The sequence below is a fragment of the Arcicella rosea genome (genome assembly GCF_014204325.1).
Taxonomy (GTDB): Bacteria; Bacteroidota; Bacteroidia; order Cytophagales; family Spirosomataceae; genus Arcicella; species Arcicella rosea_A.
Genome location: NZ_JACHKT010000009.1, coordinates 129,088 through 150,364, shown reverse-complemented (window position 1 = coordinate 150,364; position 21,277 = coordinate 129,088). Strand labels below are relative to the sequence as shown.

At 34.7% G+C, this 21,277-nt stretch carries 20 protein-coding genes; 10 read left to right on the top strand and 10 right to left on the bottom strand.

Annotation, left to right across the window (positions count from 1 at the left end):
* Nucleotides 1-13: 13 nt before the first annotated feature.
* The 5 genes from HNP25_RS08340 to HNP25_RS08320 form a co-directional block, all read right to left on the bottom strand.
* Nucleotides 14-376, bottom strand: coding sequence for an iron chaperone (locus HNP25_RS08340; RefSeq protein WP_184133198.1), 363 nt, complete (start codon nucleotides 374-376; stop codon nucleotides 14-16).
* A gap of 16 nt (nucleotides 377-392) precedes the next feature.
* Entirely contained in the window at nucleotides 393-764 is a 372-nt protein-coding gene (locus HNP25_RS08335) for a DoxX family protein (protein WP_184133195.1), read from the bottom strand.
* A complete protein-coding gene (locus HNP25_RS08330; RefSeq protein ID WP_184133192.1) occupies nucleotides 751-1,191 on the bottom strand; it encodes a VOC family protein in 441 nt (146 codons plus the stop codon). Before HNP25_RS08330 ends, HNP25_RS08335 begins: the two co-directional genes overlap by 14 nt.
* 71 nt (nucleotides 1,192-1,262) lie before the next feature.
* Nucleotides 1,263-2,102: a VOC family protein gene (locus HNP25_RS08325; protein ID WP_184133189.1), complete on the bottom strand. Its 840-nt coding sequence runs from the start codon at nucleotides 2,100-2,102 to the stop codon at nucleotides 1,263-1,265.
* A gap of 15 nt (nucleotides 2,103-2,117) precedes the next feature.
* Nucleotides 2,118-2,543 (bottom strand): SRPBCC domain-containing protein, encoded by a 426-nt coding sequence (locus HNP25_RS08320; protein WP_184133186.1) that lies wholly within the window; start codon nucleotides 2,541-2,543, stop codon nucleotides 2,118-2,120.
* A gap of 121 nt (nucleotides 2,544-2,664) precedes the next feature.
* On the opposite strand from HNP25_RS08320, the gene HNP25_RS08315 reads away from it, so the two are divergent.
* Both HNP25_RS08315 and HNP25_RS08310 read left to right on the top strand, forming a co-directional pair.
* Entirely contained in the window at nucleotides 2,665-3,642 is a 978-nt protein-coding gene (locus HNP25_RS08315; RefSeq protein ID WP_184133183.1) for a GlxA family transcriptional regulator, read from the top strand.
* Nucleotides 3,643-3,726: 84 nt separating this feature from the next.
* Nucleotides 3,727-4,023: a hypothetical protein gene (locus HNP25_RS08310; protein ID WP_184133181.1), complete on the top strand. Its 297-nt coding sequence runs from the start codon at nucleotides 3,727-3,729 to the stop codon at nucleotides 4,021-4,023.
* Between the two features lie 91 nt (nucleotides 4,024-4,114).
* Here the strand turns inward: HNP25_RS08310 and HNP25_RS08305 are convergent, their stop codons facing one another.
* From HNP25_RS08305 to HNP25_RS08285, 5 genes are all read right to left on the bottom strand, one after another.
* Nucleotides 4,115-5,446 carry a tetratricopeptide repeat protein gene (locus HNP25_RS08305; RefSeq protein WP_184133178.1) on the bottom strand — a complete coding sequence of 444 codons (1,332 nt, stop codon included), beginning with the start codon at nucleotides 5,444-5,446 and terminating at the stop codon, nucleotides 4,115-4,117.
* Nucleotides 5,447-5,599: 153 nt separating this feature from the next.
* Nucleotides 5,600-6,583, bottom strand: coding sequence for a 1,4-dihydroxy-2-naphthoate polyprenyltransferase (locus HNP25_RS08300; protein WP_184133175.1), 984 nt, complete (start codon nucleotides 6,581-6,583; stop codon nucleotides 5,600-5,602).
* A gap of 127 nt (nucleotides 6,584-6,710) precedes the next feature.
* Nucleotides 6,711-7,340, bottom strand: coding sequence for a glutathione peroxidase (locus HNP25_RS08295; protein WP_184133172.1), 630 nt, complete (start codon nucleotides 7,338-7,340; stop codon nucleotides 6,711-6,713).
* 13 nt (nucleotides 7,341-7,353) lie between these two features.
* Complete coding sequence (argS, locus tag HNP25_RS08290) at nucleotides 7,354-9,129, bottom strand: arginine--tRNA ligase (RefSeq protein WP_184133169.1); 1,776 nt, start codon at nucleotides 9,127-9,129, stop codon at nucleotides 7,354-7,356.
* A gap of 39 nt (nucleotides 9,130-9,168) precedes the next feature.
* Nucleotides 9,169-9,729 (bottom strand): hypothetical protein, encoded by a 561-nt coding sequence (locus HNP25_RS08285; protein ID WP_184133166.1) that lies wholly within the window; start codon nucleotides 9,727-9,729, stop codon nucleotides 9,169-9,171.
* A 128-nt stretch (nucleotides 9,730-9,857) separates the two neighbouring features.
* Between HNP25_RS08285 and HNP25_RS08280 the strand changes: the two genes are divergently transcribed.
* The 8 genes from HNP25_RS08280 (at nucleotide 9,858) to HNP25_RS21835 (ending at nucleotide 21,210) form a co-directional block, all read left to right on the top strand.
* On the top strand, nucleotides 9,858-11,441 hold the full coding sequence (locus tag HNP25_RS08280; RefSeq protein WP_184133163.1) for a hypothetical protein: 1,584 nt from the start codon (nucleotides 9,858-9,860) through the stop codon (nucleotides 11,439-11,441).
* Nucleotides 11,442-11,521: 80 nt separating this feature from the next.
* On the top strand, nucleotides 11,522-12,076 hold the full coding sequence (locus HNP25_RS08275) for an L-threonylcarbamoyladenylate synthase (RefSeq protein ID WP_184133160.1): 555 nt from the start codon (nucleotides 11,522-11,524) through the stop codon (nucleotides 12,074-12,076).
* 196 nt (nucleotides 12,077-12,272) lie between these two features.
* Complete coding sequence (locus HNP25_RS08270) at nucleotides 12,273-13,697, top strand: CCA tRNA nucleotidyltransferase (protein ID WP_184133158.1); 1,425 nt, start codon at nucleotides 12,273-12,275, stop codon at nucleotides 13,695-13,697.
* Nucleotides 13,698-13,772: 75 nt separating this feature from the next.
* The gene (locus tag HNP25_RS08265; RefSeq protein ID WP_184133155.1) at nucleotides 13,773-14,918 is read left to right on the top strand and encodes a DUF262 domain-containing protein; all 1,146 of its coding nucleotides are present in this window, start codon (nucleotides 13,773-13,775) and stop codon (nucleotides 14,916-14,918) included.
* The gene (locus HNP25_RS08260; RefSeq protein ID WP_184133152.1) at nucleotides 14,911-16,059 is read left to right on the top strand and encodes an AAA family ATPase; all 1,149 of its coding nucleotides are present in this window, start codon (nucleotides 14,911-14,913) and stop codon (nucleotides 16,057-16,059) included. The genes HNP25_RS08265 and HNP25_RS08260 overlap by 8 nt, the downstream gene beginning before the upstream one ends.
* A gap of 2 nt (nucleotides 16,060-16,061) precedes the next feature.
* On the top strand, nucleotides 16,062-16,847 hold the full coding sequence (locus tag HNP25_RS08255; RefSeq protein ID WP_184133149.1) for a hypothetical protein: 786 nt from the start codon (nucleotides 16,062-16,064) through the stop codon (nucleotides 16,845-16,847).
* A gap of 69 nt (nucleotides 16,848-16,916) precedes the next feature.
* The gene (locus tag HNP25_RS08250) at nucleotides 16,917-17,822 is read left to right on the top strand and encodes a sugar phosphate isomerase/epimerase family protein (protein WP_184133147.1); all 906 of its coding nucleotides are present in this window, start codon (nucleotides 16,917-16,919) and stop codon (nucleotides 17,820-17,822) included.
* Nucleotides 17,823-18,459: 637 nt separating this feature from the next.
* A complete protein-coding gene (locus tag HNP25_RS21835) occupies nucleotides 18,460-21,210 on the top strand; it encodes a class I SAM-dependent DNA methyltransferase (protein ID WP_184133145.1) in 2,751 nt (916 codons plus the stop codon).
* Nucleotides 21,211-21,277: the final 67 nt, after the last annotated feature.

The following is a 21,277-nucleotide window of genomic DNA, read 5'->3' as shown; positions in this document are numbered from 1 at the left end:
TCTATCTATGAATTCATTGCTTTGTTGCTTTGTTAAGATTTTCTTCTACTCGGAAAGCTACAACTCTTTTAATAAAATCAAGCGGTAAAGGTTTATCCAATGGAAATTGTACCGCTCCTTTTGAAAATTTATAATGAACCATTTCTTCAGGAAAAGCGGTAAGTCCTGATGGAGCTGGATAAAAGCCGATATGATTTTTATACGCTGCAAAATGCACCAAGTTTCCTTTTAAATAAAAAGTGGGCATTGCATAACTTATTTTCTCGGTAGCTTCTGGAACAGCGTTACTTATCGTCTCACGCATTTGCCTTAAAAGCACTTGCGTTTCTTCAGGAAAATCTGCGATGTATTCATCGATATTGCTTACAACTTTCATTGCTAAGTATTAATAATTAAGATTTTGAGCTTTGCAATTTATGAAAGCTAAAATACGACACCAATAAAACAGCCATCACTAATACAGGAACTAAAAGCATAGCGTTAAATCCATCAACTGCCCATAAACTAATGGTTGCAAAAATTATATCAAATACAAAACCTGCATAAGCCCATTCTTTAAGCACTTTGGGAACCTGAGGAATAATCAAAGCTAGTGAACCGATTATTTTAAAGATGTTCAAAGCCATTCCGAAATATTGAGGATAACCCAAATGTCTTGTACCTTCTTTTGCCATCTCAGTGTGTCCAGTTAACGCTGGCATTACACCCATGAATAAGAAAATTAATGAAGTACTAATCCAGAAAGTAATTTTAGTCGTTTTCATATTTATTAGTTTTAAGTTTATTTTTCGGGTAATGTAAAAGCCATTGATTGCCAAACTTATCGGTTAAATCGCCAAATAAAGCTCCCCAAAAACTTAGCGTAATTGGATGTGTTTGCTTCCCTCCTTTTGATAGTTTCTGGTAACAATCCGCAATCTCTGTTTCACTTTCGCAATGTAATAATAATGAAATGGTGTTGCCTTTTATCAAACCTTCATCGCCAAGCATATCGGTTCCCATGATGAGTAACCCTTTTCTACTTAAACTAGCATGAAGTACGCAAGCTTTCATTTGCTTGGGCATTTTATCGGCATCAGGATGTTCGGCGAGGGTTTGTATCAAAAGTTTTCCTCCTAAACATAGCTGATAAAAGTGCATCGCTTCACGACAATTTCCGTTAAAATTCAAATATGCACTGATAGTTGACATCTAAGATAAGAAAGAGTTGGGAATTATAGCGATACTATACGCTATGATTTAAAACATTGATATACTTTAAGTTATGCGTTCAACAATGTTGCGATATCTAGCTTTCTCATTTTCATGACTGCTTGCATCGCTCTTCCTCCTTTTTCAGGGTCGCTCATGAGTTTACCAATGATTGAAGGAACAACTTGCCATGATACCCCAAATTTATCTTTCAACCAACCGCACATGCTCTCGGCACCACCTTCTGTGAGTTTGTACCAATAATGGTCTATTTCCGCTTGTGTTTCACAACTAATCATCAAAGAAACTCCTTCATTGAAAGTATATTCATGTACTCCAGGTCCATCCATCGCAATTAAGGGATGTTGACTCAACTGAAATTCTGAATACATAACTTTTCCAGCATGATCGCCACCATCTGGATAAAGTACCAATAAATCCGTTGTTGAATCACCAAAAATACTTGTATAAAAACTAATTGCAGCTTCCGCTTTTCCAAATTGATTACTGGTGAATAACATCGATGGTTTGATTTTCTGCTCAATTTCACCATCGTTGGCGATACTGATTTGCCATGTTACGCCAAACTTATCTTGTAACCAGCCATATCTTTCACTCCAAGGATAAGTATCAATTGCCATTAATGCTTTTCCTCCATCAATCAATTTATCCCATATTTTATTCACTTCTTCGAGTGTTCCACAAGTAACAAAAAATGAAATGGATGGGTTAATTTTGAACATAGGCCCACCATTTAGCCCCATGAATTTTGTTCCATTCAATTCAAAAGTAACTACCATCGGGTTTTCGGATGTGATTTTGCTACTTTTAAAAACAGTACTATAAAATGTTGCAGCTTCTTTGGCTTGCCCGTCAAACCATAAGCATGAAGTAATAGCGTTTGTGTACATGATAATTAAATTGGATTAGTTTTGCTCTACGTACTTTTTGAAATTTTCAAGAATTGCTTGCCAACCTGCTCTTTGTAATTCAAGCGTATTTTCTTGTTCTGGGTCAAAAGTTTCTGTTACTTTTATGCCATCGGCTGTTTGTTCAAATTGTACGCTTACTTCTCTGCCATCTTCCAAAATATATTCTACAATTGCCAAGTCTTCTATCTTGGTATAAATCCATTCAAAATCAAAAGAAAAACTTCCATCTTTAGCAGCCATGACGGTTTTACTCTTTCCGCCCTCTCTGAAATCATTTTCAGCCGCAGGTGCATGCCAATCGTCTGAAGCAAAACACCAATGAATAATATGCGCTGGGCTATTAAATTGCTCCCATACTTTTTCGAGCTGGGCATTTATCAAAACTTCTACAGTAATCTTTGTATTCTTTACACTTTCCATAATGTTAGGTTTTTTTTGATTTATTGATGATACAAATGTGCAAAAGCTTTTTCTAAATTAAAGATGTAAAAACGACAAATCAAGGGTAATTTACGACAAAGTATTTTTCTATATTTGTACTATGAAAAAAGTGGCAATTCTAATTCCTGAGCATTCAACTATCCATGTGGTTGCTATATCACGTTTTATGTTTGAAACTGTGAATCAGTTCCTTATCAGTTCTGGTAGAGAAAAATTGTTCGATATTAAATTGGTCGGGCAACAAAAGCAAATGCAAATCATTGATGGGCCTTTTATGGTTACTCCCGACTTACTTATCAATGAGGTTGATGACACAGATTTAATCATTATTCCACCAATGGCGGGGAATATGCAAGAAGGTATTTGGGCTAATAAAAACTCTATTGATTGGATTATCACCCAACATCAAAAAGGTTCGGAAGTAGCTTCGCTTTGTGTTGGGGCATTCTTATTGGCTTCGACGGGTTTGGTGAATGGCAAAAAATGTTCGACGCATTGGGGATTTAATGATGAATTTAGAACAATGTTTCCAGAGGTGATTTTACAAGATGGGAAAATTGTAACCGATGAAGATGGTATTTATTCAAGTGGTGGAGCCAATTCTTGTTGGAATTTATTGTTGTATCTTATCGAAAAATATGTTGACCGTGAAACAGCAATTCTTACTTCAAAGTATTTTGCCATTGATATTGACCGCACCAGTCAATCGTCTTTTGCGATGTTCAAAGGACAAAAAGAACATAAAGATGATGCCATCCGAAAAATCCAGACATATATAGAAAGTAATATTGAAGAAAAGTTCACGGTAGAAGACCTTGCCGAAAAAGTAGCTTTGGGCAGAAGAAGCTTTGAACGTAGATTCAAATTAGCAACTAATAATTCGGTATTAGAATATATTCAAAGAGTAAAAATTGAAGCGGCGAAACGAAGTATTGAAAGTAGCCGAAAAAACATTAATGAAGTAATGTTTGATGTTGGTTATACCGACACCAAGGCCTTTAGAACTACTTTCAAAAAAATAACAGGACTTAGCCCTGTTGAGTATAAAAACAAATACAATAAAATTGCGACGGATTAAATATGCGTTCAAAATTTAGCGTAAAAAGAGGCTTTTCGGAGAGAGACTATTTATTAAACTCATGAGCATCGTTTTTATGCTCGAATGAATCAATTCGATACTCACGAGCATCGTTTTTATACTCGAATGAATCAATTCGATACTCACGAGCATCGTTTTTATACTCGAATGAATCAATTCGATACTCACGAGTATCGTTTTAATACTCGAATGAATCAATTTGGTACTCGTGAGTATCGTTTTAATACTCGAATGAATCAATTCGATACTCACGAGCATTGTTTTAATACTCGAATGAATCAATTCAATACTCATGAGCATTGTTTTTATGCTCAAAAAAAATTCAAGATTCAAACCTTGTCTCCAAAGCCCAAATCTTGAATCTTTAAATGACAAAGTTTAAATCTTACATCTTGCCTCTTATATCTTTAGTCTTTAAGTCCTAAAGTCTCAAAATCCTAAAGTCCCCCGTCTAATTACAATAATCACGAATAGCTGCATAAGCGGCTGTAAAACCTAATTCGCCTGCTTTACTTAAATCATTACAACCATCAGTATCACCTAAAGAATGACGAATGATTCCTCTTACATAATAAGCTTCCGAGTATTTCGGATTCAAGGTAATAGCATTATTACAATCTTGAATCGCACCTTTTTGGTCACCCATCTGAGATTTCACCATGCCACGAGTAAAATATGCTTCTGAATAAGTAGGATTTAACGCTATCGCTTTGTTATAATCTTCAATGGCTGCTTTTGTATCTCCAGATTTTGCTTTTGCCAAACCTCTGTTATAATATACTTCTGAACGCTGAGCTGTAATTTCAGACATTTTCAAACGTTCTTGTACATTATTACGAAGTTCATCTAAAATCACTTTAGTAATCGCTCCAGTGTAAACCACCTTTGTATTTTCGGTATTTCCGATAGCGATTGCTTTGCTGTAGTCTTCAATAGCACTCTTTGTATTGCCTAATCTACTTTTGGCAAAACCACGACCATAATATGCACTTGCACTTTCAGGGTCTTGAGTAAGTGCTTGGTCGAAATCAGCTAATGCACCTTGAAAATCTTCTAATTGACATTTACAAAAACCTCTGTAATATAAAGATTCAGCATCTTCTGGCACTAATTCTAATGATTTACCATAATCTGCAATAGCACCTTTATAATCACTCATTTTCATTTTGCTGTAAGCTCTGCCTGAAAAAGAACTCGCTCTTTTAGGGCTGATTTCTATAGCTCTATTGAAATCTTCTAAACTTCCTTTATAGTCTTCTAATTTTTGTTTGATTGTTCCACGAGAAGAAAGTCCTTGTGCATTATCGGGCGTTAAATCAAGTGTTTTATTGAAGTCCGAAAGCGCTCCTTTGTAGTTTTCTAATTTTGCTTTACTGATACCACGGATAAAATAAGCATTGGCATCAGCAGGATTCAAATCTACACTTCTGTTATAATCTTGTAAAGCACCTTTATGGTCATCTTGACGAGCTTTACTTTGTCCTCTACCGCTATAAGCTTCCGCATATTTAGGGTTTAGTTCAATGGCTTTATCAAAATCATTAATCGCTCCACGGTTATCTTTTAAATTGGCTTTGGTTACACCACGGTCATAATAAGCAACAGCATCATCTGGTTTAAGGGCAATTGCTTGTGAAAAATAGCTTTGAGCCATTGCATGGTTACCAAGACGACTTTGAGTAACGCCCAAGTCCATTAATTCTTGGAAAGTCTGACTCTGTGAGTAACTAAAATGGCTGATTAGCAAAAAGACTAGGGATAAGAATAGTAAACTCTTTTTCATAAGTAAAAACGATAAATGCTATTGATTATTAAACACAACGGTTATTTAAGCCCACAATATTACAAATTTAACGGCATGTTTGTAAAGCTTATTGCCAATTCCTTGAAATTTGTATGGCAGTATCAATAATCATATCTAGCAAACAAGAAATGATCATAACAATTGTCCTATGCCAAAAGTGATAACAAACAGCAGTGTAGTTAATGCCATTACTTTCAAGAAAGGGTCTATTTGGGCAGGTGTTTTGCCTCTGGCTACACCTTTACAAATCCTAATTAGCAATGGAATCGTTACGATGAAAAGCCAGTTAAACCAAAGTAAATTAATATTTTGGTCGCCAGTACCTACATTAAGATGAAGGTCGCTATTTTTATAACTCAAGTTAAAATTAAATTCAGAGCGTTCTTTTAAAGTAATAATTGCAGCATAAATTACTGTACACAAAAAACCTGTTCCTAATAAAAACCAATGATAAATTACGGCTTTATCTTTCCCTAAACGAACAGGAATAGAGTTTTTCCCTGTTTTTGTATCTGATTCTATGTCACGAATATTATTAATATTTAATACTCCAACAGCAAACAAACCGCATGAAGTAGCAGGCAAAACATTCAGCCAAACAAATTCATGAGCATACAAATAATATGTACCCAATACACCAACCCAACCAAAGAAAATCAACACAGAAATATCACCCAAGCCCATGTAACCATAAGGTCTTTTCCCGACTGTATAAGTAATCGAAGCAATAATAGCAAGAATCCCTAAACCAAAGAAAGTAAGAATCGCTTGAGTTGAAGTATCTTTTAATCCTTCATAAATCAACCAAGAACCTGTAATAAAAGATAGAACAGCCATGACAATCATTGCTCTAGTCATTTGCTCACGAGTAATTGCTCCTGTTTGAACGGCACGAGTGGCGACAGTTCTTTCAGCAGTATCTACACCGCTGACAGTATCGCCATAATCGTTAGCGAAATTAGAAAGTACTTGCAAGAAAATGGTCGTAAGAACGGCTAAAGTGAAGGTAGTCCAAGAGAAAGCATGTGCACCAGCAGCTAAGAAACTTCCCATGAAAATACTTGAAAGGGCAAGCGGTAAAGTACGTGGTCTGGCAGCAGAAATCCAGTGTTTCATAAGGGATATATGTATTGGTAAGAACCTCACCCCCAACCCCTCTCCTTCAGAGAGGGGAGCTTTTGAGCTTAAAAAGCCCCTTCTCTGAAGGAGAAGGGGTTGGGGATGAGGTTTTCTTTAAAATCTATTATAATTTAATAGCTTCTAAAAACTCTGGACTATCAGGTTTTACTTTTGAAGCAAAGAAATGTGTTAATTCTCCTTTTTCGTTGATAACGTATTTACAGAAATTCCAAGATGGTTCTTTGTCGTTCCAACCGTTTAACGATTTAGTAGTTAACCATTGATACAAAGGACATTTACCTTCGCCTTTCACTACTACTTTAGAAAACATTGGGAAAGAAACCCCATAATTTTTCTTGCAGAAAGTAGAGATTTCTTCATCAGAACCAGGTTCTTGTCCACCAAATTCATTAGCAGGAAAACCTAATACCACTACTTTATCTTTATTTGCTAAATAGAATTTTTCCCAATCTGCATATTGTGGTGTAAATCCACATTTAGAAGCAGTGTTCAAAATAATTACTTTCTTGCCTTTGTACATCGACAAATCTACATTTTTGCCCTCTAAAGATTTCACTTTGAAATCATAAAGACCTTGTTTTGCTGGGGCTTCCATTGTTTCTGGTCGGCTTGCGATGTCATTCTGTGTAAATGGGATTGCCAAAGCACCCAACAAAGAACCGATTTTTAATAAGTTGAATAACATAATTATTGTGAAGATTAAGATGAAAGATAAAATGATTTTCTTTTTCATGAAATGGCAAATGTTACATTCTACTAGGAACATTTATTCCTAATAACGCCATAGCCTTCTTAATTGTTTCTCCCACCACGCTCGAAAATGCAATTCTAAATTGCTGAGCATCCAAATCGGTCTCATTAAAAATACTTACTTCATTATAAAAACGATTATAAGCCTTCGCCAAGTCATAAGCATATTGAGCAATTAAAGACGGAGAAAGCTCTCTACCAGCATCTGCTAATTTTTTAGGGTATTCGCTCAATAAATATATTACTTCTTGTTCAGATTCGTGCAAGGTCTTGTAATTAGTGGCAACGCCAATAATTCCTTGTTCATGTGCTTTTCTTAAAATAGAGCAAATACGAGCATGAGTATATTGAATAAACGGCCCAGTATTTCCTTGGAAATCAATTGATTCTTCTGGATTGAACAACATCCTTTTCTTTGGGTCAACTTTTAACAAGAAGTATTTCAACGCTCCCATTGCTAAAGTATCATACAATTCTTCTGCCTCTTCTTTTGAAAAACCGTCGATTTTACCCAATTCTAAAGTACGCTCACGAGCAGTGTCAGTCATTTCCTGCATTAAATCATCTGCATCAACTACTGTTCCTTCACGAGATTTCATTTTTCCAGAAGGTAAATCTACCATTCCGTAACTCAAGTGATAAGTACCCTCTGAGTATGGACGACCCAATTTTTTCAAAATCTTGAACAATACTTCAAAGTGATAATCCTGCTCGTTTCCAACGACATACACCGATTTCGACATTTTAAAATCATTGTATTTCAAATCAGCCGTACCAATATCTTGGGTAATATATACCGAAGTACCGTCTTTACGAAGCACCAATTTTTGGTCTAATCCTTCGTCGGTTAAATCAATCCAAACCGAAGAATCTTCTTTTTGAAAGAAAACTCCTGATTTTAAACCTTCTTCAACTGATTTTTTACCCAATAAATAAGTATTTGATTCACGATAGATTTTATCAAAACTTACGCCCATTTTTTGGTAAGTTTGATTGAAACCTGCAAAAACCCAATCATTCATTTTGTTCCAAAGTGCCAATGTTTCAGCATCGCCTTCTTCCCATTTCAACAGCATTTCTTGAGCTTCAACCAAAAGTGGAGCTTGTTTTTTAGCATCATCTTCCGACAAACCTGTGGCTTTCAACGCTTCAATTTCTACTTTATAATGCTTGTCAAATTCTACGTAATACTTTCCAACCAAATGGTCGCCTTTTAAACCTGACGACTCAGGTGTTTCGCCATTACCAAATTTTTGATAAGCCAACATCGACTTACAAATATGGATTCCACGGTCGTTTACCAAATTGGCTTTTACTACTTCATAGCCATTGGCTGACAAAATTTGAGCAACCGAAAAACCTAAGAAATTATTACGAAGATGACCAAGGTGCAAAGGTTTGTTGGTATTTGGTGAAGAATACTCCACCATTACGGTTTCCTTTTTATTGGCTAATTGTCCAAACTTTTTATCTTTAAAAATTCCACCGAACATATCAAGCCAAGCAGCATCAGCAATAGAAATGTTTAAAAATCCTTGCACAACATTGAAAGCCTTCACCACACCCGAATTAGCGACCAAGTAATTGCCGATGGCATTCCCCAATTCAACAGGCGATTTACGTAAAGTTTTTACGTAAGGAAAAACCACAAAAGTGAAAGAACCTTCAAAATCTTTACGAGTGGGTTGAAGGGCAATATTAGATTCTTCTACGTCAAATTCAGCTTTTAAAGCCGCTGCGATGTGGTCTTGTAATATTTTTTCTAAATTCATTTAATTATATATGTATTGTAATAATCCCTGATGAGACTCTTACTTTGAAATTTTAATTGGTTCAAATTTAACTGGTTTTGATTTTGGTGGCGGTGGTGGAGCCAATTTTATAAAAATAGGAGTATTCATTACTTCATAAGTTACAACAGAATCTTTTCCATATCTCTTTAATGTTAGATTGGGAATCATACAACGTAGGCTAAGAGTATCATTTCCTAAAAAATATTTTGAATCAAATTTTACCTTTTTGTTATCTGTGAACATATATTGTACTTGAGGAGCATAAATATAAACTTTCGTTTTACCTACTGAATCTTCCTCAATGGGTTGACCTAATTTCATTAAAACTTCCCACGAATGAACTTGGTAAACATTTATTTTGATGGTATCAACACTGTTTTCGACATAAGCACAAATGATGTATTTTTCATCATTTTTAAATATTTTTTCGTACTTAATAATTTGCTCATACTTTCTAACAAAGTTCATAATTTCAGGATTTAGCCTGCTCTTTTGCTTTTCTTCTTTACTACAACTTGGTAGAAGTAAACCAATGATTAGGATATAGAACTTGTTCTTCAAATAATTAATTCCTTTCATCTCTTTCCTTTTTTGAGGTGGAATAAGTATAATCAAATTTCATTCACATAATTTTCTACAAAGTTAGCCAATTTTATCTTGAGTAAACATCGGATTTTGTAACTTGTTATCCTAAATGTATTCAAGCTATGAAGTATCTACTAACTAAACTTTCGTTGTTGTTGAGGTTAAGAACAATTCATCGTTTTACTCCAATACATCAAAAAATTGCTTTTATAGGATTTCTATCCTTTTTGTTACTTTCCCAAAACATTTTTGCACAGCTCAACCAAGTTGCTTCCATTGAAATTCCCAAGAATAATAAAATGGAAGAAACAATGACGGTTTTGCCATTAGAAAATGATGGCTTGCTGTTGACGCTCGAAAAAAATGGTATGTATAACCGTGATGGTATGCAATGGACATTCCAAAAGTACAATACCGACCTTCATTTATCTTGGACAACTAATTTTTCAATGGCTTATGAGTATGAGCTTCAAATGAGTTTTCAGAACAAAGATTACTTGTTTTGGCTTTTTAGTATTCCAGAAACTCCCAAAATCAACATCGTTAGAATTGATTTAGCCAGAGGAGAAATTGATGAATTTAAAGGCGAATTACCAAGTATCATTGATTTTTCTTTCTTTAAAGTATTGAGCAATACAGCTTTTTTGGGAGGTGTTTATTTTGATAAACCCATCGTTGCATCTTTTTCATTTTTCAATCAAAAAGCTAAAGTACTTCACGGTTTGTACGATGACCGACTGGAAATTAATGCCTTGGAAATTGATGAAAAAAGAAATGAACTGAACGTTATCGTCAAAGAACGCCGAAAAGGAAAATGCGGTTTGGTAATTCAAACCTATTCTTATGAAGGCAAATCGTTACGAACCATTCATGTGCCAGACAAGGAAGGAAACAGTTTGAGTTTTATCAGTGGAAAAATGTTGACTTTAAATGACAAAGAATCGCTTTTGGTCGGAAATTTTTCGAATAATTGTAATGAATTTTCAAAAGGATTATACCTTACTCGTTTGGAAGAAGGACTCGAAAAAAATACGAGTATCATCAAATTTGCTGATTTGAAAAACTTTTTCAGCTTTATGTCGCCCAAGAAACAAGAAAAGCTGAAAGAAAAAATTGAACAAAAAAAGAAAGAAGGGAAAGACCCAAACTTCAGCTATAAATTACTGGTTCATAATTTATTAGAAAGTAAAAATGGTGCAATTCTAGTTGCTGAAATTTATTATACTTTGCCTAAAAACTACAACAGTTTCAATACTATAACCCGAACACAGTTCAAGAATTATGAAAATAAAGACGATTATCGTTTTACGCACGCAGTCATTTGTGAATTTGATAAGGAAGGAAATCTTTTATGGGATAATGCCTTGGTGATGGATAATTTAGAAAGTGGTGAGTTGGTAGAACAAGTACAAATTTCTAGTTTACAAGACCGCTATCTGATGGCATATTTCAAAAAAGGCAAAGTACAGATGCAACAAATCAGGAAAAATGTAGTATTAGGAGAAATAGAAACCTTTGAAATCAAAAGCGATAGCACGCAAAAAGCCGACGAAGATGCCAATGTTGCTGCATGGTACAATCAGAATTTTCTGGTTTGGGGAAAAAGAAGATTAGAAGGCAATAGTCGTTTAGATGAATTACCAAGAGAAGTTTTTTACCTTCGGAAACTCCATTATGTTCCACAAAAAGAGACAAAAAGTCAATAAACGAAAAGGCTGAAACTACAATCATTCCAGTTAAGAAGGCAGAGCAAAGCTTTTTTCATACCTTTGCAAAAAATTTAATTATGTACCACGACGCCCTTCAACATTTACGCAAAGGAGATACACTTCTCTACCCTTCTGATACTATTTGGGGTTTAGGATGTGATTCCCGCAACGAAAAAGCCGTTGAAAAACTTTACCAGCTTAAACAAAGACCTGAAAATAAGGCTTTTATCATTTTAATTTCAAAAATAGAACAACTTTCAGAATACGTAACAGAAGTACCAGAAATTGCTTGGAATTTGGTAGAATTTGCAGAAAAACCTTTGACAGTGATTTATCCACAAGGAAAAAATATTGCACCAAATTTATTGGGCGAAGATGGTTCAATTGCCATTCGTTTGGTGAAAGATGAATTTTGCAAAGGTTTGGTTTATAAATTTGAACGTGCCATTGTTTCTACTTCGGCAAACCTTTCGGGCGATGTTTCTCCACAAAAATTTGACGATATTTCTCCGAAAATTATCGAAAATGTTGACTTCATTTTGAAGAACCCAAAAGGAGAAAATAAAAATGTTCAGCCCTCGCAAATTGTAAAATTGGGGCTTGGTGGTGATTTTAAATTCATCAGAAAATAAATTACTTAGTGATGATGCAGTAGGCTATAAGCATTAGGCATTAGGCAAAATGTTTTTTTATTGAAAAAAGCTAGTTTTATGCTTATTGCATACAGCTTAAAGTCTAAAGCAATTAATATAATACAAAAGGTAATTTGTAAGCGGTCAGCCGTTGCTGCGGTTTAAATGTAGTAAAATCGCTCAATTACTTAACAATATGAATTTCGCAGAAACTTTACATACAAATCCGATTTTTAAAATTGTAGCAGATGCCGCAAAAACATTAAATGTGCCTGCTTATGTAGTAGGTGGATTTGTGCGTGACCTTATTTTAAATCGCCCTTCCAAAGATATTGACATCGTTTGTGTAGGTTCGGGCATTGAATTAGCTGAATTAGTAGCCAAAAACTCTGGCAGAGAAGATACTTATCTTTCCGTTTTCAAGAATTTCGGAACGGCAATGATAAAATTAGACGATTGGGAAGTAGAATTTGTAGGAGCAAGAAAAGAATCTTACCAACGCGATTCACGTAAACCCATCGTAGAAGACGGTACTTTGGAAGACGACCAAAATCGTAGAGATTTCACCATTAATGCGATGGCGATTTCTTTGAACGATAATAATTTTGGTGAACTTATCGACCCTTTCGATGGCTTGGCGGATATTCGTAGAAAAATCATCAAAACGCCATTAGAACCAAGTATTACTTTTTCGGACGACCCGCTCAGGATGATGCGTGCCATTCGTTTTGCTACGCAACTCAATTTTGATATTCATCCAGATACTTTTGATGCCCTTATCAAAGAAAAAGAACGCATAGAAATTATTTCAAAAGAACGAATTACAGACGAATTGAATAAAATAATCTTGGCGAAAAAACCCTCTTACGGCTTCCTGTTACTGGATTCTTGCGGATTATTAGAGAAAATTTTTCCTGAATTTGTAAAACTCAAAGGCGTAGAAACCGAAGAAGGCAAAGGACATAAAGATAATTTTTACCATACGCTACAAGTATTAGACAATGCTTCTACCAAAACAGATGATTTATGGATTCGTTGGGCAGCGATTTTACACGATATTGCCAAACCTGCCACTAAACGTTTTGATAAAAAACGTGGTTGGACTTTCCACGGACATGAAGAAATGGGTGCAAAATGGGTCAAAGGAATTTTCACAGAAATGCGTTTACCTTTGAATGAGAAAATGCGTTATGTGAAAAAATTGGTGCGTTTGCACTTACGCCCAATTGCTCTTTCCAAAGAAGCCATTACAGATTCTGCCCTCAGACGTTTGCTCTACGAAGCAGGCGAAGATTTAGAAGGTTTGATGATACTTTGTCGGGCAGATATTACTTCTAAAAATGGTGAAAAAGTAAAAAAATACCTCCGCAATTTCGACATCGTAGAACAGAAATTAAAAGAAGTAGAAGAAAGCGACAAATTACGTCAATTTCAACCAGTAGTAACAGGTGAAATCATTATGGAGTTGTTCGGCATTAAACCATCCAAAGAAGTAGGCATCATCAAAATAGCCGTTCGTGAAGCCATTTTAGAAGGACAAATCGAAAATACTTTAGAGTCAGGCATACCTTTTGTGTTGGCAGAAGGAGCAAAATTAGGTTTGGTGGCGGTTGAGAAATGATTTTTTTGTAAACTACAACGTACATTTTATTATATTTAGAGTACTTTTAAGTAATAAAATAATTGGACAATTACAATGGGAGAAAACGAGCAAATTGATGATATAGAAGAAGAAGTTGGGAATGAGAATATAAGAATAGAAGTTCCTTTTGACCCTTCTCAAATCAATATAAAAATTATACCAAGAAATATAGGACAACTGGTTGAATTACTTGAAGATGAACAAATTTTAATACCCAAATATCAACGACTACCTAATTTATGGAGCGAAACTAAAAAAAGCCGTTTCATTGAATCGTTGATGCTGGATTTACCCATACCATTATTTTACTTTGACGAAGGTGATGATAAAAAATGGTATGTCGTTGATGGATTACAAAGAATGAGTACTCTTGAACATTTTATAATTGGGAAAGGTGACGTTGGAAATAATAAAGAATGTTTGAAACTCCAAAACTTAGAATTCCTACAAGATTATAACGGCAAAACTTGGCAGGAGTTACCCAAGGATATAAAAAGAAGGATTAATTCAAATCAAGTAACAATCAATTTGATTGGAAAAGGTACTCCTGACGAGGTAAAATATACTATTTTCAGCAGAATAAATCAGGGGGATGTTCCTCTGAAAGCACAAGAAATTAGAACAGCACTTTTCCAAGGTTATAGAGTTGATTTTTTGGAATCACTAATCACAGAACAATCTGAAGCTGGAAGATACTTTAAAATCGCTACTGATGGTTCTGTTAAATCTAGAAGACAAGAAGATTTAGATTTTATTTCAAGATTTGTGGCTTTCTACTTAATTGATTTCAACGATTATGAACCTGATATGGATAGATTCATAACAATGGGGACTAAAAAAATTCCAAATAATATTAATGAACAAAATCACATAAGATATGATTTTATAAAGGCAATGAGACTCGCATATCATATCTTCAATAAAGACTCCTTTAGAAAAAGACAAAACGTTCTGGATACTAGAAAGCCTATCAATAAGCCAATTTTTGAAGTATTAGGTGTGTCATTTTCAAAACTAACTGAAGATAACATAGAAAAATTAATTCTGAGGAAAGAAGCATTTGCTAATACTTTTATAGAATTTCAAAAAACAAATACAAAATTTTGGAATGCTATTACAACAGGTACAGCTACAAAGGATAGTGTTATTAATAGAAATAGAGAATTTCAAACTTTACTTTACAATTTTTTAAATGATTGAAAAAATTGAAATACAAAATTTTAAATCTCATAAAACAACACAACTTCAATTAGGAAATCTTAGTGTTTTATGTGGCATAAATGGAGTTGGAAAATCATCTTCAACTCAGCTTTTATTGCTTTTGCGTGAAGCTTATTTAAAGGATAAATCCTTTGACATTCTTGATTTCCAATCTAACTCAGTCAAAATTGGAACTGCTTCTGATGCAATATACGAATTTGGTGATTTTGATGGATTTAGCATAAGCTTAGTAATAAGTGGTAATAATTACCACTTTACTTATGAAGCTAATACTGAAGATGAAAAAGTAAAATCTTTCATTAAATTGAATCAAAGTATATCTCAATATCCACCTGATTTTATCAAAGAAAGTTTATTCAATACTAACTTTCAATATTTAAGTGCTTATCGTTTAGGTCCACAAAATCAGTATCCGAAAGGAGATAAGATTATTGATATTTATAAACAAATATCTGATATTGACGGAAATGCAGAATATTTTGTTCATTTTTTAGATAGATATAGAAACAAAGTAGTGCTTGAAGGAATTCGTAAAAATATAAATCCATTATACAATGATTTATTTTCACAAGTAATAGCTTGGGAAAAAGAAATCTGTGATGGAATCAACATAGATATATTAGATTCTGGAAAATTGGGGTATATTTTAAAATATTCGTTTGATACAACAAAAAGTAAAACAAGCAAAACTAAAAATTTTGAAGCAACGAACGTAGGTTTTGGGTTAAGTTATGTAATGCCTATTTTAGTAGCTATTCTCTCAGCTGAAAAGGATGCTCTCATTATCATTGAAAACCCAGAAGCTCATTTACATCCGAATGGTATTGCAAAATTGACGGAACTAATATGCCTGGCTGCTGAAGCTGGTATTCAGATTATTATTGAAACACATAGCGACCATGTTATCAATGGAATTTTAGTGCAGTGTAAAAGGTTTGAGGAAAGAGAAAAAGGAATATTCAAAGACCATGTGAGTATTTATCATTTTGATAGGGACGAAACGGAGCATTGTACAAAAGCAACAAAAATAAATATAGAAGAAGGCGGAAAAGTACGTTATACCCCAAAAGGCTTCTTTGACCAATTTACACTTGATAGAAAATATTTAATGGGTTTTTAACTATGTATCAAGATTTACACTTTTATATAGACTTAGATTGGGAAAAATATGTTGAAGATAGAGAAACCTATCTGTCAGAGTTGTATGAACTCATAAATTTAGCCTATATACACAGAGCTAATGTATATTACAGCTTTACCCAGCTTTATGAGTTCAAAAATAATTGTGAAGATTTAGATACAAACTTTACCTCATCTGTTGGTAATCAACTTGAAATCATCTTACAAGATGCCATATCATTAAATAATCAAAATCATATTTTTGAGATATGTTTTGCTCAAGAAAATACCAGTTTAAATCCTATTAAAAATAAATCGCTGGCTTCTGTACAAGCTTTTCAGAAACAACTACTTATATCTTTTTCTTCTTATAGCAACGTTTTTCTTTGGGTCAAATCTAATTCAGAATTTGAACGAGTAACAATACATGCTACCTCAGAAATTATTGAATTACAAAATTGGATTGTAAAAAGTAGTAATGTCAAAAATTATAATTTTTCTAACAAACACGGGAACGACAAAGTAAAAGCAAACCCACCAAAGTCCAAAGAAAAGGTTTCTCAACTTCTCTGTTCTGATCAAAAAGCACAAGAATTACTCCATACTGCCATCCCAAATTTTGACGAGAAAAAAGGATGGCATTACAATTTCGACGAAACGCTTACTACTTTTATCGTATTTCCTTTTGAGGGTGAAACTCCTCAAAATCAGTTTCATGCTTTTCATGTTGAGCCAAGCGAATGGCATAAAGAGATTCCCAATTCAATCCGAAGATTCTTTGGAAAATAAATATAATGCCTCCAAGTAAAGACACTTTTTCTACCCAAAGTTTTTATATTGTTGAAAAAAATATCAACAATGAACCACAACAATTCTCGACGCAAATTTCTCCAAGCTACTGCTTTGGCTGGAACTGCACTACTGATTCCTGATGCTCTTTGGGCAAGTAAATCTTCTCAAAAAAATATTGGCTTACAATTATATTCTGTCCGTGACGACATGAAGAAAGACCCTTTGGCTACGCTAAAAGCGGTTGCCGAAATGGGCTATAAAAATGTAGAACATGCCAATTATATCAACCACAAATTTTATGGTTACGAGCCAAAAGAGTTTCGTAAAATCATTGATGATTTGGGGCTTTCGATGCGAAGTGGTCACGTGGTGATGAAAGGGGAAGACTGGGATGCTACTAAGCAAGATTTTACGGATTCTTGGAAACAAACCGTTGAAGATGCTGCCATTCTTGGACAAAAGTATTTAATCAGTCCGTGGTTGGATATTAGTCTCCGAAGAAATTTTGAAGATTGCAAACGTTTTATGGATGTTTTCAACAAAGCAGGTGAACTTTCTTTGAAATCAGGTGTGAAATTTGGCTATCATAACCATGATTTTGAATTTAGTCTTCGTCTGACAAGCGTAAAAGTTTACGACATCATCATGCAATACACCGACCCTAAATTGGTTTGCCAGCAATTAGATATTGGTAATATGTACGGCGGTGGCGGTCGTCCGATGGAATTGTTGAAACAATATCCCGGTCGTTTTGAATTGATGCACGTGAAAGATGAAGTAAAAGGCGAACACGAACCTTGGGAAAGCTCAATGCTTGGCAAAGGAATAATGAACGTAGCTGAAGTATTAAAAGAAGCGGCTAAAACGGCTGGAACAACCGAGTACATCATCGAACAAGAATCTTATCAAGGACATACTCCGCTAGAATCTATGAAATATGATTTGGAATGGATTAAGAAAGTGAAGTTTTAATAGAGCTTATGAGTTAAAGGTTTATGAGTTTAGTGTTTTTTCCGTGGCTGGTCTCCCGACCAGTCCACATTTGTTTCCGTGGCAATGTGGACTGGTCAGGAGACCAGCCACGGAAAAAGATTTTAATTATGAATTATGAATTGAGGTAGTAAAGTTTTAGTGAGATATGAGTTTTAAATTATGAATTAAGATAATGCAAATTGTCTTAATCATAATTCATTTTTTTTCTCTGCTATTTTAATTCGGCATAACACTTCTCCGTGGCTGGTCTCCCGACCAGTCCACATTTGTTTCCGTGGCAATGAGGACTGGTCAGGAGACCAGTCCATCAATGGTTCAGGTGTTAAGCAAAGCGTCACTTGGACTTATAAATCATTTCAGTTTGAAAAGAAATAGTTCCAAGCCTCAGGCTTGAACCAGTAAATGTGGACTGGTCGGGAGACCAGCCACGGGGGAAAAAGGCGAAAGCCCGAACTCTCACAGAAACAAATTCATATTCCAACACTCATTTTTCATAATTCTTACTTACTTTAGAACATTGAAAATCATCTCCCCCAACATTATAATAATTACTACAATATTGTTCTGCACTTTGCAAGTGTAAAACAGCGGAAAAGAATAAACTGATAAAATAAGTATGGCACTAAGTTGGAATGAAATAAAAGACCGAGCATTAAAATTCTCGAAAGAATGGGCTGATACTGCCAATGAAGAAGCAGATGCAAAACCTTTTTTAGTTGAGTTTTTTAACGTCTTTGGTATAAGCAGTAAAAGGGTTTCAAGTTTTGAACATAGAGTAAAAAAATTGAACGATAAAGACGGCTACATCGACTTGCTTTGGAAAGGAACGATTTTGATTGAAATGAAAAGCAGAGGCAAAAACCTCGACAAAGCCTATCAACAAGCAAAGGATTATTTACACGGACTCAAAGACCACGAATTACCAAAATACATTCTGATTTCTGATTTTGAACATTTCAGATTATACGACCTCGAAGAAGAGAAAACGATAGAGTTCAGACTGGATGAACTTGTTCAAAATGTTCAGCACTTTGGCTACTTGCTGGGTTATCAAAAGAAAATTTATAAAGAACAAGACCCTGCCAACATCAAAGCTGCTGAGTTGATGGGTAAACTTCACGATAGATTAGAGGAAATTGGCTATACTGGACACGTGCTTGAGGTATATTTAGTCCGTATTTTATTTTGCTTATTTGCCGAAGACACTACCATTTTCAATAAACAACAGTTACAAGATTATATCGAACAACGCACCAATATTGATGGTAGCGACCTTGCAGCCAAATTGCAAGAAGTTTTTCAAGTACTGAATACGCCCAAAGACAAACGTTTTAAAAACCTTGATGAGCAACTTGCTGATTTTCCGTATGTAAATGGAAAATTATTTGAAGAAATCTTACCAATGGCAAGTTTCGACAGTGCCATGCGACAAGCTTTGTTGAATTGTTGTTATATAGATTGGAGTAAAATTTCGCCTGCCATTTTCGGTTCAATGTTCCAAAGCGTAATGAATCCCAAAGAGCGTAGAAACTTGGGGGCTCATTACACCAGCGAAACTAATATTTTCAAACTCATTAAACCGCTCTTTTTAGACGACCTTTGGAAAGAGTTTGAAAATATAAAAGACAACAAAAACAAACTACCTGAATTTCATAAAAAACTTAGTACGCTCAAATTTCTTGACCCTGCTTGTGGTTGTGGCAACTTTTTGGTGATTACTTATCGGGAGTTACGACTATTAGAATTTGAAGTATTGAAGGCACTCAACAAATCGGGTCAAACCTTTTTGGATATTAGTCAAATCTTGTGGATAGACGTTGACCAATTCAGTGGCATCGAATACGAAGAATTTCCTGCTCGAATAGCCGAAGTAGCCATGTGGCTGATAGACCACCAAATGAATATGTTGGTAAGTGCTGAGTTTGGACAATACTTTGTGCGTTTGCCCTTAAAGAAATCTGCTAAGATTGTTCATGCAGACGCTTTAGAAACCGATTGGGAAAATGTTGTGTCTAAAAATGAACTTTCATACATCATCGGAAATCCGCCTTTTATTGGGTCTAAGATTATGAAGCAAAATCAACGTGACCAAATTGTTAAACAATTTGATAATATTGACGGAAGCGGAGTTTTAGACTATGTGACGGGTTGGTACATCAAATCAGCAAAGTACATTCAAAACACAACTATTAAAGTAGCTTTTGTTTCCACCAACTCAATTGTTCAAGGCGAGCAAACAAGTATTCTGTGGGGGCAAATGTTGAACAAGTATAAAATCAAAATCCATTTTGCTCATCGAACTTTTAAATGGAGTAACGAAGCCAAAGGAAATGCAGCCGTTTTTTGTGTAATTGTAGGTTTTGCTAATTTCGATACTTCTAATAAAAGTATTTTTGAATACGAAGATATTAAAGGCGAAGCCCACGAGCTAAAAGCTAAAAACATTAATCCTTATTTGGTGGATGCAAAGGATTTATTAATTACTGGTCGCTCATTTCCTTTAGGGCAAATTAATAAACTTGTTAATGGAAGTATCCCTGCTGATGGTGGAAATTTAATATTATCCAAAGAAGAAAAAGATTTGATGGAGCAAAAAGACTCATCATGTAGTAAATGGATAATAAAATATTTGGGTGCTGATGGTTTTTTAAATGATGAAACTCGTTACTGTTTATGGCTTAAAGATTGTACTCCTAATGAGTTGAAAGCTATGCCAGAAATAATGAGACGTGTAAGTTTAGTAAAAGAAATGCGTCTTAAAAGCACAAAAGTTCCAACTCAGAGAAAAGCTGAAACACCTACATTATTTACAGAAGACAGACAACCTAACAAAGGTTTTTATATTGCGATACCACGAACATCATCGGAGAATAGGAAGTACATTCCAATAGGCTATTTAGAGTCAAATATTATTGCGAGTAATGACCTTCAAATTGTTCCAAATGGGTCACTTTATGAATTTGGAGTTTTAACATCACAAATACACATGACATGGGTTAGATATACTTGTGGAAGATTAAAAAGTGATTTTAGATATTCTGCTTTATATACTTACAATACATTTCCATTTCCCGAAAATCCAAACGAAAAACAAGTAAAAGCCATAGAAACAGCCGCCCAAAAAATATTGGATGCAAGGTTACAATTTCCAGATAGTTCACTTGCCGACCTTTACGACCCTCTGACGATGCCCCCAGTATTGGTAAAAGCACACAACGAATTAGACAAAGCAGTAGATTTGGCATATCGCCCACAAGCCTTTACAAGCGAAGCCAACAGAATGGTATTTTTGTTTGAATTATACGAAAAATATACCGCAGACCTTTTTACGGTAGAAAAAGTTAAGAAAACAAAAAAGATAAAATAAATACTTTATTGAGGCTGGTTGGGAGAACAGATTTGGATGTAAAGCACTCATTATTAAGCATTAATAC

Excerpts from the sequence above, each read along its gene's own strand:
- HNP25_RS08270 (WP_184133158.1), top strand. The coding sequence starts at position 12,273 with ATGAATTTCGCAGAAACTTTACATACAAATCCGATTTTTAAAATTGTA.
- HNP25_RS08295 (WP_184133172.1), bottom strand. The coding sequence starts at position 7,340 with ATGAAAAAGAAAATCATTTTATCTTTCATCTTAATCTTCACAATAATT.
- HNP25_RS08285 (WP_184133166.1), bottom strand. The coding sequence starts at position 9,729 with ATGAAAGGAATTAATTATTTGAAGAACAAGTTCTATATCCTAATCATT.
- HNP25_RS08255 (WP_184133149.1), top strand. The coding sequence starts at position 16,062 with ATGTATCAAGATTTACACTTTTATATAGACTTAGATTGGGAAAAATAT.
- HNP25_RS08325 (WP_184133189.1), bottom strand. The coding sequence starts at position 2,102 with ATGTACACAAACGCTATTACTTCATGCTTATGGTTTGACGGGCAAGCC.
- HNP25_RS08315 (WP_184133183.1), top strand. The coding sequence starts at position 2,665 with ATGAAAAAAGTGGCAATTCTAATTCCTGAGCATTCAACTATCCATGTG.
- HNP25_RS08305 (WP_184133178.1), bottom strand. The coding sequence starts at position 5,446 with ATGAAAAAGAGTTTACTATTCTTATCCCTAGTCTTTTTGCTAATCAGC.
- HNP25_RS08310 (WP_184133181.1), top strand. The coding sequence starts at position 3,727 with ATGAATCAATTCGATACTCACGAGCATCGTTTTTATACTCGAATGAAT.
- HNP25_RS08280 (WP_184133163.1), top strand. The coding sequence starts at position 9,858 with ATGAAGTATCTACTAACTAAACTTTCGTTGTTGTTGAGGTTAAGAACA.
- HNP25_RS08340 (WP_184133198.1), bottom strand. The coding sequence starts at position 376 with ATGAAAGTTGTAAGCAATATCGATGAATACATCGCAGATTTTCCTGAA.
- HNP25_RS08260 (WP_184133152.1), top strand. The coding sequence starts at position 14,911 with ATGATTGAAAAAATTGAAATACAAAATTTTAAATCTCATAAAACAACA.
- HNP25_RS08335 (WP_184133195.1), bottom strand. The coding sequence starts at position 764 with ATGAAAACGACTAAAATTACTTTCTGGATTAGTACTTCATTAATTTTC.
- HNP25_RS21835 (WP_184133145.1), top strand. The coding sequence starts at position 18,460 with ATGGCACTAAGTTGGAATGAAATAAAAGACCGAGCATTAAAATTCTCG.
- HNP25_RS08300 (WP_184133175.1), bottom strand. The coding sequence starts at position 6,583 with ATGAAACACTGGATTTCTGCTGCCAGACCACGTACTTTACCGCTTGCC.
- HNP25_RS08320 (WP_184133186.1), bottom strand. The coding sequence starts at position 2,543 with ATGGAAAGTGTAAAGAATACAAAGATTACTGTAGAAGTTTTGATAAAT.
- HNP25_RS08330 (WP_184133192.1), bottom strand. The coding sequence starts at position 1,191 with ATGTCAACTATCAGTGCATATTTGAATTTTAACGGAAATTGTCGTGAA.
- HNP25_RS08250 (WP_184133147.1), top strand. The coding sequence starts at position 16,917 with ATGAACCACAACAATTCTCGACGCAAATTTCTCCAAGCTACTGCTTTG.
- argS (WP_184133169.1), bottom strand. The coding sequence starts at position 9,129 with ATGAATTTAGAAAAAATATTACAAGACCACATCGCAGCGGCTTTAAAA.
- HNP25_RS08265 (WP_184133155.1), top strand. The coding sequence starts at position 13,773 with ATGGGAGAAAACGAGCAAATTGATGATATAGAAGAAGAAGTTGGGAAT.
- HNP25_RS08275 (WP_184133160.1), top strand. The coding sequence starts at position 11,522 with ATGTACCACGACGCCCTTCAACATTTACGCAAAGGAGATACACTTCTC.